This is a genomic window from Nocardioides proteolyticus (genome assembly GCF_051280635.3).
Taxonomy (GTDB): Bacteria; Actinomycetota; Actinomycetes; order Propionibacteriales; family Nocardioidaceae; genus Nocardioides.
In genome coordinates, this window is record NZ_JBNBPO030000006.1 from 97,081 (window position 1) to 113,057 (window position 15,977).

Sequence of the window (15,977 nt, forward strand, 5' to 3'; positions counted from 1 at the left end):
GGGGCGCGTGGTGACGGACCGGCCCGCCACCCGCCCAGCGCGCCCGCCCCTGACGCCGCTGCGGGAGCTCGCGCGCCGGCTGGGCACCACGGCGCGGGGGGAGGCCGAGATCTCCGGGGTCACGCTGGACTCGCGCACCGTCCGGCCCGGGGACCTGTACGCCGCGCTCCCCGGGTCCCGCGCGCACGGCGCCACCTTCACCGCCCAGGCCGCGGAGGCCGGGGCGGTCGCCGTGCTGACCGACGACGAGGGCGCGGCGCTCGCCGAGCCCGCCGGCCTCCCGGTCCTGGTGGTGGACCGGCCCCGGGCCGTCCTCGGCGCCGTCGCGGCCGCCGTCTACGGCCAGCCGGCCGAGGCGCTCCGCACGATCGGCGTCACCGGCACCCAGGGCAAGACGACGGTCACCCGCCTGCTCGACAGCGGTCTGCTCGCAGCGGGCGTGCGCAGCGCCGCGATCGGGACCGTCGGCACCCGGATCGCCGGGGAGGACCTCCCGACCGCGCTCACCACGCCGGAGGCGCCCGACCTCCACGGGCTGTTCGCACGGATGCGCGAGCTCGGCGTCGCCGCCTGCGCGATGGAGGTGTCCAGCCACGCGCTGGTGATGGGCCGGGTCGACGGGGTGGTGTTCGACGTGGCGGTCTTCACGAACCTGGGTCGCGACCACCTCGACTTCCACAGCGACGTCGAGGACTACTTCCGGGCGAAGGCGACGCTGTTCACGCCGGAGCACGCCCGGACGGGCCTGGTCTGCGTGGACGACGAGCACGGCCGGCGGCTGGCCGCCGAGGCGCCCGTGCCGGTCCGCACCTACGCGGCGGCGGCCGGCGCCGACGCCGACTGGCGGGTGGCCGACGTGGAGCTCGGGCCGGCCGGGTCGCGGTTCACCGTGCTGGGGCCGGCGGGCGTGACGGTGGCGGGCGCCGTACCGCTGCCGGGGCGGTTCAACGTCGCCAACGCCCTGGCGGCGATCGCCGCCGCGGCCGAGGCGGGCTTCGACGCGCAGGCCGTGGCCGACGGGATCGCCGGTTCCGCGGGCGTACCCGGCCGGCTGGAGCGGGTGGACGCCGGGCAGGACTTCACCGTGGTCGTCGACTACGCGCACAAGCCGGACGCGGTCGACGCCGTGCTGCGCACCCTGCGGCCCGTCACCGAGGGGCGGCTCGTGGTCGTGATCGGCGCCGGAGGCGACCGCGACCGGGGCAAGCGGCCGGTGATGGGACGGATCGCGGCGTCGCTGGCCGACCTGGTGATCGTCACCGACGACAACCCGCGCACCGAGGACCCCGGCGCCATCCGGGCCGAGGTGCTCGCCGGCGCACGCGAGGCCGGCGGCGCGGACGTCCTGGAGGTCGGTGACCGGCGCGCCGCCATCGCGCGGGCCCTCGCCGGCGCCTCGGCGGGTGACGTCGTGATCGTCGCCGGCAAGGGTCACGAGACCGGTCAGGAGGTCGCCGGAGTGGTGCACCCCTTCGACGACCGCGCCGTGGTCCGCGAGATCCTGGACGACGTGATGGGGGGTGACCGATGATCCCGCTGCGGCTCTCCGAGATCGCGGCCGTCACCGGCGGGCAGCTGGTCGGCGACGACGTCCTGGTCTCCGGACCGGCGTACGTCGACAGCCGCTCGCCGGTCGCCGACGGGCTGTTCGTCGCCGTGGTGGGGGAGCGCGTGGACGGTCACGACTACGCCGCGGGCTCCCACGCGGTGCTGGGCAGCCGCCCGACGGCGGCGCCGACCGTCGTCGTCCCCGACCCGGTCGCCGCGCTCGGGCTGCTCGCCCGCCACGTCGCCGACCGGCTCGACGCGACGGTGCTGGCACTGACCGGCTCGCAGGGCAAGACCGGCACCAAGGACTACCTGGCGTCGGTGCTTCGCACGCTGGCGGGCGACGGGCGCGTGGTGGCGACGACCGCCAACAACAACAACGAGATCGGCGTGCCGCTGACGGTGCTCCGGGCCGATCCGGCCACCAGCCACCTCGTCGTGGAGATGGGCGCGCGCGGGATCGGCCACATCGGCCACCTGTGCTCCGTGGCCCCGCCCCGCGTGGCGGCCGTGCTCAACGTCGGCAGCGCGCACGTCGGGGAGTTCGGGGGCCGCGACGCGATCGCCCGCGCCAAGGGCGAGATCGTCGCCGCGCTGCCCGCCGACGGGGTGGCCGTGCTCAACGCCGACGACCCGCTGGTCTCCGCGATGGCCGAGCGCACCTCGGCCCGTGTGCTGACCTTCGGCACCGCCGGCGACGTCCGGTGGCGCGGCGTCGCCCTGGACCCGTTGGGCCGGCCGTCCTTCGAGCTGGGTCACGACGGCGACTGGCATGCGGTGTCGCTCACCCAGACCGGTCCGCACCAGGTCCTCAACGCCGCCGCGGCGGCTGCGATGGCGATCGCCGTCGGGCTGCCGCCCGCCGACGTCGCCACGGCGCTGTCGTCGGCCGAGGCCGCCTCCCCGTGGCGGATGGAGCTCACCGAGCGCGCCGACGGGCTGGTGGTGGTCAACGACGCCTACAACGCCAACCCGGAGTCGATGCGGGCGGCGCTGGAGGCGCTGGTCGCGATCGGCCGCGGCGACCGCCGCCGACGTCGTACCGTCGCCGTGCTGGGGGAGATGCGCGAGCTGGGTGACGAGCACGACGCCGGTCACCGCTCCGTCGGCCGGGCGGCCGCCGAGCTCGGTGTCGACGTGGTGGTCGTGGTGGGGGAGCAGGCGCGCGGCATTGCCGAGGGCGCCGAGGAGGCCGACGCGACCGCAGGAGGATCCGCGGAGATCGTCGTCACGGCGGGCCGGGACGAGGCCGCTCGGTGGGTGCGGCAGAATGCCGGTGCGGAGGACGTCGTCCTCGTCAAGGCGTCGCGCGGCGCCGCCTTGGAGCTGGTGGCAGCGCAGATCCTGGAGGATTTCACGCAGTGAGAGCGATCCTGCTCGGCGGAGGCATCGCTCTGCTGATCTCGCTGCTGGGCACCCGTGTCGTCATCCGGTGGTTCACCCAGTGGGGCTACGGCCAGGAGATCCGCGACGACGGGCCGACGAGCCACCACACCAAGCGCGGCACGCCCACCATGGGTGGCGTCGTCATCATCCTCGCGGCGGTCGTGGGCTACTTCGGGGCCAAGCTGATCACCTGGACCCACCCCAGCGCCTCGGCCCTGCTGCTCCTCTTCCTGTTCGTCGGGATGGGGATGGTGGGGTTCCTCGACGACTTCATCAAGATCTCCAAGCAACGCAGCCTCGGGCTCCGGAGCAAGGCGAAGATGGCCGGCCAGACCGTCATCGCGCTCGTGTTCGGGGGCCTCGCGCTCTCGCCCTGGCTGGCCGACGAGAACGGCCGGACGCCGGCGAGCGAGAAGATCTCGTTCCTGCGCGAGATCGACTGGCTGGTCCTGCCGACCGTGCTCGCCCTGCTGCTGATCTGGCTCTTCGTCGCGGGGTTCTCCAACGCGGTGAACCTCACCGACGGGCTCGACGGCCTCGCCGCGGGGGCGTCGGTGATGGTCTTCGGCGCCTACATGCTGGTCAACATCTGGCAGAACAACCAGTACTGCCAGGACGAGCCCACCGCGAGCTGCTACAACGTCCGCGACCCCCTCGACCTCGCCATCATCGCCGCCGCGATCACCGGGGCCTGCTTCGGGTTCCTGTGGTGGAACGCGTCACCCGCACGGATCTTCATGGGCGACACCGGCTCGCTGTCGCTGGGCAGTGCGCTGGCCGGCTTCGCGATCCTCACCCGCACCGAGCTGCTGCTGGTGGTCCTCGGTGGCCTGTTCGTCCTCGAGACCCTGTCCGTCATGCTGCAGGTCGGCTACTTCAAGGTCACCAAGGGCAAGCGGATCTTCCGGATGGCGCCGATCCACCACCACTTCGAGATGCTGGGCTGGGAGCAGGTCACCGTGGTGATCCGGTTCTGGATCATCACCGGGCTCTGCGTCGCCACCGGCCTGGGCATCTTCTACGCCGAGTGGGTGTCCCGGCTGTGAGCGTGCCCCGATGAGCCGGCCCGATCCGGCGGCTCTGGGCCGCCGGGACTCGTGGGAGGGCGTCCGCGCGGTCGTGGCCGGCTTCGGCACCAGCGGGGCCGCGGCGGTCGACAATCTCCTGCACCTCGGCGCCGACGTGCACGCGGTCGCCGAGGGTGCCGACCCGCGGGTCCTCGAGCGCGCAGAGCTTCTCGAGGTGCTCGGCGCCCGCATCGACATCCACCCGGGCGCCACCGCGGACCTGCCCGACCGCGCCGACCTGCTCGTGGTCTCGCCCGGGTTCCGGCCGGACGCACCGATCCTCGTCGCCGCGCGGGAGCGAGGCGTCCCGGTCTGGGGGGAGGTCGAGCTCGCCTGGAGACTGCGCGACCCCGACCGCCCGGCGCCCTGGCTGTGCGTGACCGGCACCAACGGCAAGACGACGACCGTCCAGATGCTCGACGCCATCCTGCGCCAGGCGGGGCTGCGGAGTGTGGCCGCCGGCAACGTCGGGCTGCCCATCACCGAGGCGGTGATGGATCCCGAGCCGTACGACGTGATCGCGGTGGAGCTGTCGAGCTTCCAGCTCCACTACACCGACTCGATGGCCGCGGAGAGCGCCGCGGTGCTCAACGTCGCCGAGGATCACCTGGACTGGTACCCCTCGATGGACGACTACGCCCGTGACAAGGGCCGGATCTACCAGCGGGTCGAGCGGGCGTGCGTCTACAACGCAGCCGACCCCGTCACCGAGCAGCTGGTGCGCGACGCCGACGTGGTGGAGGGCGCCCGCGCGATCGGCGTCACGCTCGGGGTCCCCGGCGTGGGGATGCTCGGAGTGGTCGACGAGTACCTCGTCGACCGTGCGTTCATCGAGGAGCGGCACACCAGCGCCGCCGAGCTGTGCACCGTCGGCGACCTCGCATCCGGCGCGCCGCACTTCGTCGCCAACGCGCTCGCGGCGGCCGCGCTCGCGCGTGCCCACGGCGTCAGCCAGGCCGCGGTGCGCGACGGGCTCCGTGCGTTCCGGCCCGACGGTCACCGCATCGCCGTCGTCGGCGAGCACGCCGGCGTCACCTGGGTCGACGACTCCAAGGCCACCAACCCCCACGCCGCCGCCTCCTCGCTCGCGGCCTACGAGCCGGTGGTCTGGGTCGCCGGCGGGCTCGCGAAGGGCGCCAGCTTCGACGGGCTGGTGCAGCAGGTGGGATCCCGGATCCGCGCCGCCGTGCTGATCGGTCGCGACCGCCGGGTCATCGCCGAGGCGCTTTCGCGACACGCACCGGATGTGCCGGTGATCGAGGTGACGCCCGGCGAGACTGGTGCGGTAGACGGGAGCGACCTGATGAGGCGCGTCGTCGCCGCAGCCGCCGGAGCCGCCCGCCCGGGCGACACCGTGCTGCTGGCGCCGGGCTGCGCGTCGATGGACCAGTTCTCCGACTACGCCGCCCGGGGCGACGCGTTCGCCGCCGCCGTGCGGGAAGCGATCGCGCAGCAGTAGCCGGCACCGACGGAGGAGGGGTCGCCATCACCACCGCGAACCCCGAGCACACCAGGCTCCGCGTCGGCCGGCCCCCCCGGGGTGCCCGCTCCGGCCGTCCCGGCTGGGTCTCCGCACTGCGGGTCGCCCTCGACCGGCCCCTGACGACCTACTACCTGCTGCTCGGGGCGACCGCGCTGCTGCTGACCCTGGGCCTGATCATGGTGCTGAGCGCCTCGAGCGTCTACGCCTACCGCGAGACCGGCGACTCCTACGCCGTCGTACGACGCCAGCTGATGTGGGTAGCCCTCGGCATTCCCTGCGCGTGGATCGCCTCCCGGGTCAGCGTCCGCTGGGTGCGCGGCCTGGCCTACCCGGCGTTCTCGGTCTCGCTGCTCCTGCTCGCGCTCACCGCCGTGATTGGGGTGGAGGCCAACGGCAACACCAACTGGCTGGCGCTCGGCCCGGTCCAGATCCAGCCGTCGGAGATCGCGAAGCTCTCGCTCGTGATCTGGGCGGGGCACATCTACGCCAACAAGGAGCGCCGGCTCGGCAGCCTGCACCAGATGCTGGTGCCGGTGGTGCCGGGGATGGCGCTGGCCACCACGCTCGTCGTCGTCGGTCGCGACCTCGGCACGGCGCTGGTCTTCTTCGCGATCCTGATCGCGATGCTGTGGGTGGTCGGCGCGCCCACCCGGCTGTTCGTGCTCGCCCTGATGGCGGTCAGCGCGCTGGCGCTGGGGCTGGCGGCCACGGACACCGAGCGGCTGGCCCGGATCGCCACGTTCGCCGACCCGTTCAAGGACTACCACGGCACCGGCTGGCAGCCGGCGCACGGCCTCTACGCCATGTCCAGCGGGGGCATCTTCGGCGAGGGCATCGGTGCGAGCCAGCAGAAGTGGGGCCAGCTGCCGGAGGCCCACACCGACTTCATCTTCGCCGTGCTCGGCGAGGAGCTCGGGCTGGTCGGCACGCTGCTCGTCGTCGGGCTGTTCCTGGTCATCGCCTACGCCGGCCTGCGGGTGGCCCGCGAGAGCCGCGACCCGTTCATCCGCTACTGCTCCTTCGGCGTCGTGGTCTGGCTGCTGGGGCAGATGATGATCAACGTGGGCATGGTGCTGGCGCTGCTCCCGGTGATCGGGATCCCGCTGCCGCTGGTCTCCTACGGCGGCTCGAGCCTGCTGCCCACCCTGGCCGCCCTGGGGCTCGTCATCGGCTTCGCGCGACGCGAGCCGGCGGCAGCGCGGGCGCTCGCGCAGCGCCGGCGTGCCCGGTCGGCCGGCCTGTCGGCCCGTCGATAGCCTTCATCCAATGCGAGTCTTGTTGGCCGGTGGAGGCACCGCGGGGCACACCTCGCCGCTGCTCGCCACCGCAGACGCCCTCCGCCGCCTCGACCCCGGCGTCGAGATCACCTGCCTCGGCACGCCGCGCGGTCTGGAGAACACGGTGGTCCCGGCCGCGGGCTACCCGCTGCGGCTGGTCCCGCCCGTGCCGCTGCCGCGCAAGCCGGGCAAGGACCTGGCGCTCGTGCCGGCGCGCCTCCGGTCCGCGGTGCGGGCCGCGCTCGACGTCGTCGACGACGTCCGGCCCGACGTGGTCGTCGGCTACGGCGGCTACGTCTCGATGCCCGCCTACCTCGCCGCCCGGCGGCGACGCCTGCCGCTGGTGGTCCACGAGCAGAACGCGCTGCCCGGCATCGCCAACCGGGTCGGCGCCCGGGTCGCCACCCGGGTCGCCGTCAGCTTCCCCGACACGCCCCTGAGGAGGGCGGAGTACGTCGGCCTGCCGCTGCGCCGGATGATCGCGACCCTCGACCGGTCCGCCCTCCGCGCGGAGGCGCGTGCGTTCTTCGGCCTCGACGCCGAGCGCCCCACCCTGGTCGTGACCGGCGGGTCGCAGGGTGCGTGGCGGCTCAACCGGGCCGTCGCCGGCGCCGCTCCGGTGCTCGCGGACGCGGGCGTGCAGGTGCTGCACGTGGTCGGCCCCAAGGGCGCCGAGGACCCCGAGTGGCGGGAGCCGGCTGCGGGCGAGGCTCCCTACGTCGTGCTGCCCTTCGTCGAGCGGATGGACCTGGCGCTCGCGGCGGCCGACCTGATGATCTGCCGGGCCGGTGCGTCCAGCGTCGTCGAGGCCGCCGCCACCGGCGTCCCCGCGATCTTCGTCCCACTGCCGATCGGCAACGGTGAGCAGGCGCTCAACGCCCGCCCCGTCGTCGACGCCGGGGGAGCGCTGCTGGTCGACGACGCGGCGGTCACCGCCGGCTACGTCGCCCAGACCGTGCCGGGGCTGGTGTCCGACCCGGCACGGCTGGCGCGGATGGGCGAGGCGGCCGCGGCCCTGGTGCCTCGCGACGCCGACGAGCGGCTCGCCGGCATCATCGCCGACGCCGCCGGGTCGTCCTCACGGCGCGAGGGCGGCGGATGAGGCTTCCCGTCCCCGAGGTCATCCTCCCCGCCGAGCAGCTGGGCAGGGTCCACTTCGTCGGCATCGGTGGCGCCGGGCTCTCCGGCATCGCCCGGATCATGGCGCGGCGCGGAGTGCCGGTCACCGGCAGCGACGACAACGACACCCCCTTCCTCGTCCCGCTGCGCGAGGTCGGCGTGCCGGTGCACCTCGGCTACGCCGCCGAGCACGTGGCCGACGCCGACACGCTCGTGGTGACGACCGCGGCCCGCGACGACAACCCCGAGGTCGTCGCGGCCGTCGACCGCGGCCTCCGGCTGCTCCCGCGGTCCGCCGGGCTGGCCGCCGTGATGCACGACCGGCGGGTGCTCTCGGTCGCCGGCACGCACGGCAAGACCACGACCACCAGCCTGCTCGCCGTCGCGCTGATCGCGGCGGGCGCCGACCCGTCGTACGCCGTGGGCGGCGTGCTCACCGCGACCGGTCGCAACGCCGACCTCGGTGCCGGCGAGCTGTTCGTCGCCGAGGCCGACGAGAGCGACGGCGCCTTCCTGGTCTACGACACCTTCGCCGCGATCGTGCTGAACGTCGAGGCCGACCACCTCGACATCTGGGGCACCCCCGAGGCCTACGCCGAGGCCTTCGAGACCTTCGCCGACGGCGTGCACCCCGACGGGTTCCTGGTCTGCGGCGTCGACGACGAGGGAGGCGCCCGGCTCGCCCAGCGCCAGCGCGACGCCGGCCGCCGGGTCGTGTCGGTGGCCGTCGACCGCGACGCCGACCTGCGGGCGGTCCGGCTGCGCACCGTCGACGGCGGCACCACCTTCGAGGTCGAGCGCGACGGCGCCGTCCTCGGGGAGGTCTCGCTGCGGATCCCCGGGCGCCACTACGTGATCGACGCCCTGGCCGCGCTCGCGATGGGCCTGGAGCTCGGCTTCGGCTTCGCCGCCCTCGCCGACGGCCTGGGCTCCTTCGTCGGCACCGGCCGCCGGATGGAGCGCAAGGGGATGGCCGGCGGAGTCACCGTCTACGACTCCTACGCCCACCACCCCAGCGAGATCCGCGGCGACATCGAGGCGGCGCGCTCGCTCGTCGGCGAGGCGGGCCGGCTCGTGGTGTGCTTCCAGCCCCACCTGGTGTCGCGCACCCGCATCTTCGCCGTCGAGATGGGCGAGGCGCTCGGTGCGGCCGACGAGGTCGTCGTGCTCGACGTGTACGTCGCCCGCGAGGTCCCCGACCCGGAGGTGACCGGCGCGCTGGTGGCCGCCGCGGTCCCGCTCCCGCAGGACCGGGTCCGGTTCCTGCCCGACCGCTCCGCGGTGCTGCCGGTCCTGGCTGACCTCGCCAGCCCCGGCGACGTCGTGCTGACGCTGGGTGCCGGTGACGTGACGGCGCTCGCGCCGCAGCTGCTCGCGGCGCTGGGGGAGCACGGCGATGGTGCGCCCTAGCAAGCGCCGCGGTCGGGGCTCCGCGCAGGAGCGGGCACGCAAGGCCTTCGCACGGCGCCAGCGGGCCAGGCGCTGGCTCACCTGGCGCTACGTCGTCGCGCTGGTCCTGGCGGTGTCGCTCGTCGGCCTCGCCTGCTACGCCCTCTACTTCTCCTCCTGGCTGCGCACCGAGGGGGTCGAGGTGGTCGGCAACGACCAGCTCACCGACCGGCGGGTGCTGGCCGTGGCCGAAGTCGAGACCGGCGGGCCGCTCGCGACGGTGGACCTCGAGCGGATCGAGAAGCGGCTCGAGCGGGTGGAGCCGACGGTGAAGTCGGCCGACGTCTCCCGCAAGTGGCCCCATCACGTGCGCATCGAGATCGTCGAGCGGACGCCGGTCGCCGTGCTCGACCGCGGCGACACCCTGAAGAAGCTCGACTCCGCCGGGGTGCCGTTCGGCAGCCTCCGGCGCGCACCCGACGACCTGCCGCGGGTCAAGGTCGGCCCCGAGGCCGACGACGACGCCCTGCAGGAGGGCGCGAAGGTGGTCGCCGCCCTCGATCCCGAGGTGGCCGCCCTGGTCGGCCACGTCGAGGTGCGCACGGTCGACCAGATCCTGCTGCACCTCCGCGACGGTCGCGAGGTCCGCTGGGGGAGCGCCGAGCAGTCCGGCGACAAGGCGCGCGTGCTCCTCGCGCTGCTCGACCGGGACGCGCGGGTCTACGACGTGTCGGTGCCCGGCCAGCCGACGACGCGCTGACCGCCGGCATTTTCCGTCCGGATCGACACGGCCTGCGGCGTGTCTGCGCGGTCGGCCGACGAACCGAACCTACTGTCGTCGGCACGACGAGGTTGACATAACTATAACCCTCAGCCTGAGGGTAAGGGTTGTGGGACACGCCGGTCGCCCGGATCACACAGACAACAGACGTCGGACACACCAAGGGGAAGCGTCGTGGCAGCTGCACAGAACTACCTGGCCATCATCAAGGTCGTCGGCATCGGTGGTGGCGGCGTCAACGCCGTCAACCGGATGATCGAGGTCGGCCTCAAGGGCGTCGAGTTCATCGCGATCAACACCGACGCCCAGGCGCTGTTGATGAGCGACGCCGACGTCAAGCTCGACATCGGACGCGAGCTGACCCGGGGCCTCGGCGCCGGCGCCAACCCCGACGTGGGCGGCAAGGCGGCCGAGGACCACGCGGAGGAGATCGAGGAGGTGCTCAAGGGCGCCGACATGGTCTTCGTGACCGCGGGCGAGGGCGGCGGCACGGGCACCGGTGGAGCGCCGGTCGTCGCCCGGATCGCCCGCTCGCTCGGGGCCCTCACCATCGGCGTGGTGACCCGCCCCTTCACCTTCGAGGGCGCACGGCGCAAGAAGTCGGCCGACGAGGGCATCGAGAAGCTCCGCGAGGAGGTCGACACCCTCATCGTCATCCCCAACGACCGGCTGCTGCAGATCTCCGACCGCAACGTGTCGATGCTCGACGCGTTCAAGCAGGCCGACCAGGTGCTGCTCCAGGGCGTCTCCGGCATCACCGACCTGATCACCACCCCGGGCCTGATCAACGTCGACTTCGCCGACGTCAAGGCGGTGATGAGCAACGCCGGCTCCGCGCTGATGGGGATCGGCTCCGCCCGGGGCGAGGACCGCGCGCTGGCCGCCGCCGAGATGGCGATCAGCAGCCCGCTGCTGGAGGCCTCGATCGACGGCGCGCACGGCGTGCTGCTCTCGATCGCCGGCGGCTCGGACCTCGGCATCTTCGAGATCAACGAGGCGGCGGCGATGGTGGCCGACGCGGTCCACGCCGACGCGAACATCATCTTCGGCACGATCATCGACGACGCGCTCGGCGACGAGGTCCGGGTCACCGTGATCGCTGCGGGCTTCGACGGCGGCCTGCCCAAGCGCCAGGAGCCGGCCGTCCGTCGCGAGACCCGCCCGCAGCAGACCCCTGCCGAGACGCGGGCCGCGGCGGGTGCGGTGGCCAGCCGGCGCGAGGAGCCCGCCGGCCAGGAGCAGGCCGGTCAGGCCCGCTCCGAGGGCCGCGCCGCCGAGCCGACGCCGGAGCCGCAGCCGGAGCCGCAGCCGGTCGGGGCCCGGACCAACCCGGCGCCGCTGCAGTTCGACGACGGCGACGACCTCGACGTGCCCGACTTCCTCAAGTAGGGCGGCGGTCCCTGAGGAGCGAGCCGAACGAGCGTCCCGGAGGATGTACGCCTTCCGCACGTCGCAGGGCCCCGTCGACCTGGCCTTCACGGACCGGGCCGGCGGGGTCAGCGCCGCGCCGTACGACGCGCTCAACCTGGCCCTTGCCTCCGACGACGATCCCGCGTCCGTGGCGCGCAACCTCCAGATCGTGCTCGCCGACTTCGCCCCCGGCGACCGGCTCGTCGACCTGGTGCAGGTGCACGGGGGCGACGTGCACGTGGTGACCGGGGCGCCGCCGGCCGAGGGCGCGCCGCGTCCGTCGGCCGACGCGGTCGTGACCGACCTCGCCGGCGTCACCCTGATGGTCCGCGCCGCGGACTGCGTGCCGGTGCTCCTCGCCGACCCGACGGCGGGGGTAGTCGGTGCCGCCCACTGCGGGCGCCCCGGGCTGCTGGCCGAGGTGGTGCCGCACGCGGTCGAGGAGATGCGCGGCCTCGGTGCCCGCGCGCTCACCGCGTGGGTCGGGCCCCACGTCTGCGGTGCCTGCTACGAGGTGCCGGCGGCGATGCAGGAGGAGGTCGCGACCGCTCTTCCGTCGACCCGGGCCACCACGTCCTGGGGCACGCCGTCGCTCGACATCGGCGCCGGGGTCCGTGACCAGCTCGCTGACGCCGGCGTGCGCGTCGTCGATGCGGCCCGCTGCACGCGCGAGTCGGCGGACCTCTACTCGTTCCGGCGCGACGGCGCCGGTGCCGGCCGCCTGGCCGGCCTGGTCCGGAGGGGTGCCGCGTGACGCCCGGGACCGACCGGCGTGCGGAGGTCGCGGCAGGGCTGCGCCGGGTCCACGAGCGGATCGCTGCCGCCTGCGCCCAGGCCGGGCGACCGGCGGACGAGGTCCGGCTCGTGGTGGTGACCAAGTTCTTCCCCGCCTCCGACGTCGAGCTGCTCGCGGAGCTGGGGGTGACCGACGTCGGCGAGAACCGCCACCAGGAGGCGGAGGAGAAGGTCGCTGCGTGCGCGGAGGGCCCCGCGGCCGGTCTCGTGTGGCACTTCATCGGCGGGCTCCAGCGGAACAAGGCGGCCGCGGTCGCCCGCTACGCCGCGGTCGTGGAGTCGGTCGACCGGCCCGAGCTGCTGCCGCGCCTCGCGAGGGGAGCGGCGGAGAGCGGCCGGCAGGTCGACGTACTCCTCCAGGTCAGCCTCGACCCGCCCGGCAGCGACCACCGCGCCGGGGTCCCGCCCGACCGCCTCGCCGCGCTCGCCGAGCAGGCGGCCGGCGTGCCCGAGCTGCGGCTGCGCGGCCTGATGGCCGTCGCGCCGCTGGGCGAGGACCCCACCGCCGCCTTCGGCCGGCTCGCGGAGGTCCGCGAGACCTTCCTCGTCGACCACCCCGATGCGACCGTCCTCTCCGCCGGCATGAGCGGCGACCTGGAGGCGGCCGTCCAGGCCGGCGCGACACACGTCCGCGTCGGCACCGCGGTCCTCGGATCGAGGCCTGCGGTCCAGTAATGTCCACAACACCACGAGGTGTCCCGAAGCGCTGGGGCACAGATCACGGAGGGCTTCAGTCATGAGCGGTGCGATGCGCAGGATCGGTGAGTACCTCGGCCTGCTGGAGGACACCGGCTATGACGCGTACGACGACGAGCCGACCGAGGACACCGGGGCGCGCGAGCCCCGGTCGACCCGCAACGTCCGCGCCGTGCCGTCCGGCTCCGTGGCCGACCTCGACGAGCGTCGCCGGCCGGTGGCGGTCGCGCCGGCCCAGCCGGTGGTCGCCGAGCTGTCCCGGATCACCACGCTGCACCCGACGACGTACAACGAGGCGCGCGCGGTGGGCGAGCAGTACCGCGAGGGCATCCCGGTGATCATGAACCTGTCCGAGATGGACGACGCCGACGCCAAGCGGCTCGTCGACTTCGCGGCCGGCCTGATCTTCGCGACCCGCGGCAGCATCGAGCGGGTGACCAACAAGGTCTTCCTGCTGTCGCCGCCCAACGTCACGGTCGCCGCGGAGGACAAGGCGCGGATCGCCGGCGACGGGTTCTTCAACCAGAGCTAGCTGCCTTCGGCGCGAGCGCGTCTTCGCCGCAGGACGCCGAGCAGGCTCGCAGTACGGCGGCTCCCGCCGCGCTGCCGCGCGCGCAGTTGACCTGGGTGCAGCAGGCTGGGAGCGCTCGACTACATTCGCCCCGTGACCGTGGTCGGGTGGGTTTTCGAAGGCATCCTCTTCGCCTTCATCGGGTTCCTCTGGGTCCGCTTCATCACCGACTGGGTCCAGGTGTTCGCCCGGTCGTGGGAGCCGCGAGGCCCGGTCCTGGTCTTCCTCGAGCTCGCCTACACGGTGACCGATCCGCCGATCAAGGCACTTCGCCGGGTGATCAAGCCGATCCGCATCGGCAACTTCGCGCTCGACCTCAGCTTCATCCTGGTGATGATCCTGGCCTACGTGCTGCTCTTCGTGAACCGGTCCACGCTGCTGGGCTGAGCGGCAGCGGACGCCGCGGTCACGGGCCGATCGGGCGCTGCTGCACGGCGGGATGCCGGGTGGTGCGGCCTTCTCGGGCGCAGGCGCTAAGGTTCGGTGAGACAGAGTGTCCTGTTCTTCGAAGATAGGTGAGGTCATGCCGCTGACGCCTGAGGACGTGAGCAACAAGCGCTTTACGCCGGTCCGGCTGCGCGAGGGCTACGACATGGGCGAGGTCGACCAGTTCCTGGATGAGGTCGAGGCAGAGCTCGCCCGCCTCACCCAGGAGAACGACGACCTCCGTGCGAAGCTGGCGGCCGCCCAGGCCGGCGGCCCCGCCGCCTTCGACGCGCCGACGCAGCTTGCTCCCGTGCCCGAGATCGCGCCCGAGCCCGAGCCGGCGCCCGCTCCGGTGGCCGAGCCCGCTCCGGTGGCCGCTCCCGCCGTGGTCGGGGGCGTCGAGACGATCCGCGTCGAGACGGTCCCGGAGGCGTCCAACGCGGCCGCACGACTGCTCGAGATCGCGACCCGCAACGCCGACGAGCTCGTCGAGGACGCCAAGAACGAGGCCGACAAGATCGTCGGTGAGGCGCGCACCAAGGCGGAGCGGCTGGAGTCGGAGGCCAAGTCGAAGGCCGACCGCCTCGAGGCCGACGCGCGGACCCGCGCCGAGATGCTCGACAGCGAGACGGCCGAGCGTCGCACGCAGCTGTTCGGCGACCTCGAGAAGGAGCGCGACAAGCTCTCGGCCGAGGTGGAGACCCTCCGGTCGTTCGAGCGGGAGTACCGCTCGCGGCTCAAGAGCTACTTCACCCAGCAGCTGGAGTCGCTGCAGGCGCCCGGCGACACGCTGGCACCCGTCGAGGAGGCCCCCGCGCCCAAGCGGCTGCGCTCGATCCTCGGCGAGGAGGAGGGCTGAGCGCCCCTCGTTCGAACGACCGGCCGGCCCGCGCCAGCGGCCGGCCGGTCGCGTTTTTCCGGGACATCATCCCGGCTGACGCGGTGCGCCCCCTTGGTGACCTGGGTTACAGCCGCTAGCCTCCGTGCAGCCTGTCGCCTCCCGGCGACGGCCACCGGTTCCCGAGGAGACCGTCATGGCCCGCACCACGAAGAAGTCGTTGGCCGGTCAGGCCGCGTCCGCCGCGCGGAAGATCATCCGCCCCCGGAAGTCCCAGGAGTCGGCCGCCGCGAAGAAGGCGGCCCCGGCGAAGAAGGCCGCTCCGGCCAAGAAGGCGACCCCGGCCAAGAAGGCGACCCCCGCCAAGAAGGCGGCCCCGGCGAAGAAGGCGGCCCCGGCGAAGAAGGCGGCCCCCGCCAAGAAGGCCGCTCCGGCCAAGAAGGCGGCCCCGGCGAAGAAGGCGGCCCCGGCGAAGAAGGCGGCCCCGGCGAAGAAGGCGGCCCCGGCGAAGAAGGCCGCTCCGGCCAAGACGGCCGCCCCGGCGAAGAAGGCCGCCCCCGCCAAGAAGGCGACCTCCGCCAAGAAGGCCGCTCCGGTCAAGAAGGCCGCTCCGGCCAAGAAGGCGACCCCCGCCAAGAAGGCGACCCCCGCCAAGAAGGCCGCTCCGGCCAAGAAGGCCGCTCCGGCCAAGAAGGCGGCCCCGGCGAAGGAGACAGCTGTGAAGAAGGCTCCGGCGAAGAAGGCCGCTCCGCAGGAGCTGGTGGTCCTCGAGCACGAGGAGGCGTGGTCGAAGGAGGAGCTCGCCGAGGTGCTCGCCGAGCTCCACGAGCAGCGCGCCCACAGCACACAGATCCTCGAGGAGCAGGAGGCGGACCTCTCCGGGCTGCTCCGCGACTCCGGTGACGGCGCCGGCCAGGACCAGGCGGACCTGGGCGCGACGAGCTTCGAGCGCGACCACGAGCTGACCGTCCTCAATCACGAGCGCGAGAAGCTGGCACAGATCGACCGCGCCCTGGCACGGATCGACGACGGCAGCTACGGCGTGTGCGAGTCGTGCGGCAACGCCATCGGGAAGATGCGGCTGATGGCTTTCCCGCGTGCCACACTGTGCATGACATGCAAGCAGCGCGAGGAACGCCGGTAACCCACCGCAGCAGCGGGTCCGAGGAGCCCCGGCGGCCGCTCCGTCCC

15 protein-coding genes are annotated in these 15,977 nt (G+C 73.6%); all 15 read left to right on the plus strand.

Annotated elements, in window-relative coordinates; all coding sequences use genetic code 11:
• Positions 1–10: 10 nt before the first annotated feature.
• On the plus strand, positions 11–1,531 hold the full coding sequence (locus ACPOLA_RS05420) for a UDP-N-acetylmuramoyl-L-alanyl-D-glutamate--2,6-diaminopimelate ligase (protein ID WP_491483272.1): 1,521 nt from the start codon (positions 11–13) through the stop codon (positions 1,529–1,531).
• Positions 1,528–2,913: a UDP-N-acetylmuramoyl-tripeptide--D-alanyl-D-alanine ligase gene (locus tag ACPOLA_RS05425; RefSeq protein ID WP_435769376.1), complete on the plus strand. Its 1,386-nt coding sequence runs from the start codon at positions 1,528–1,530 to the stop codon at positions 2,911–2,913. The genes ACPOLA_RS05420 and ACPOLA_RS05425 overlap by 4 nt, the downstream gene beginning before the upstream one ends.
• Positions 2,910–3,980, plus strand: coding sequence for a phospho-N-acetylmuramoyl-pentapeptide-transferase (gene mraY, locus ACPOLA_RS05430; RefSeq protein ID WP_435769377.1), 1,071 nt, complete (start codon positions 2,910–2,912; stop codon positions 3,978–3,980). The genes ACPOLA_RS05425 and mraY overlap by 4 nt, the downstream gene beginning before the upstream one ends.
• 10 nt (positions 3,981–3,990) lie before the next feature.
• Positions 3,991–5,460, plus strand: a complete 1,470-nt coding sequence (gene murD, locus ACPOLA_RS05435) for a UDP-N-acetylmuramoyl-L-alanine--D-glutamate ligase (protein ID WP_435769378.1) — start codon at positions 3,991–3,993, stop codon at positions 5,458–5,460.
• Positions 5,461–5,486: 26 nt separating this feature from the next.
• Positions 5,487–6,740, plus strand: coding sequence for a putative lipid II flippase FtsW (gene ftsW, locus ACPOLA_RS05440; RefSeq protein WP_435769430.1), 1,254 nt, complete (start codon positions 5,487–5,489; stop codon positions 6,738–6,740).
• A 10-nt stretch (positions 6,741–6,750) separates the two neighbouring features.
• Complete coding sequence (gene murG / locus ACPOLA_RS05445; RefSeq protein ID WP_435769379.1) at positions 6,751–7,863, plus strand: undecaprenyldiphospho-muramoylpentapeptide beta-N-acetylglucosaminyltransferase; 1,113 nt, start codon at positions 6,751–6,753, stop codon at positions 7,861–7,863.
• Positions 7,860–9,290 (plus strand): UDP-N-acetylmuramate--L-alanine ligase, encoded by a 1,431-nt coding sequence (murC, locus tag ACPOLA_RS05450; protein WP_435769380.1) that lies wholly within the window; start codon positions 7,860–7,862, stop codon positions 9,288–9,290. The genes murG and murC overlap by 4 nt, the downstream gene beginning before the upstream one ends.
• Positions 9,277–10,029 carry a cell division protein FtsQ/DivIB gene (locus ACPOLA_RS05455; RefSeq protein WP_435769381.1) on the plus strand — a complete coding sequence of 251 codons (753 nt, stop codon included), beginning with the start codon at positions 9,277–9,279 and terminating at the stop codon, positions 10,027–10,029. The genes murC and ACPOLA_RS05455 overlap by 14 nt, the downstream gene beginning before the upstream one ends.
• Positions 10,030–10,224: 195 nt before the next feature.
• Entirely contained in the window at positions 10,225–11,439 is a 1,215-nt protein-coding gene (gene ftsZ, locus ACPOLA_RS05460) for a cell division protein FtsZ (protein ID WP_435769382.1), read from the plus strand.
• A gap of 43 nt (positions 11,440–11,482) precedes the next feature.
• Positions 11,483–12,214, plus strand: a complete 732-nt coding sequence (gene pgeF, locus ACPOLA_RS05465; RefSeq protein ID WP_435769383.1) for a peptidoglycan editing factor PgeF — start codon at positions 11,483–11,485, stop codon at positions 12,212–12,214.
• Positions 12,211–12,930: a YggS family pyridoxal phosphate-dependent enzyme gene (locus tag ACPOLA_RS05470; protein ID WP_435769384.1), complete on the plus strand. Its 720-nt coding sequence runs from the start codon at positions 12,211–12,213 to the stop codon at positions 12,928–12,930. The genes pgeF and ACPOLA_RS05470 overlap by 4 nt, the downstream gene beginning before the upstream one ends.
• A gap of 61 nt (positions 12,931–12,991) precedes the next feature.
• Positions 12,992–13,483 carry a cell division protein SepF gene (locus tag ACPOLA_RS05475; protein WP_435769385.1) on the plus strand — a complete coding sequence of 164 codons (492 nt, stop codon included), beginning with the start codon at positions 12,992–12,994 and terminating at the stop codon, positions 13,481–13,483.
• Between the two features lie 132 nt (positions 13,484–13,615).
• A complete protein-coding gene (locus ACPOLA_RS05480) occupies positions 13,616–13,909 on the plus strand; it encodes a YggT family protein (RefSeq protein WP_435769386.1) in 294 nt (97 codons plus the stop codon).
• 136 nt (positions 13,910–14,045) lie between these two features.
• On the plus strand, positions 14,046–14,807 hold the full coding sequence (locus ACPOLA_RS05485; protein WP_435769387.1) for a DivIVA domain-containing protein: 762 nt from the start codon (positions 14,046–14,048) through the stop codon (positions 14,805–14,807).
• Between the two features lie 175 nt (positions 14,808–14,982).
• The gene (locus tag ACPOLA_RS05490; protein ID WP_435769388.1) at positions 14,983–15,930 is read left to right on the plus strand and encodes a TraR/DksA family transcriptional regulator; all 948 of its coding nucleotides are present in this window, start codon (positions 14,983–14,985) and stop codon (positions 15,928–15,930) included.
• Positions 15,931–15,977 lie beyond the last annotated feature (47 nt).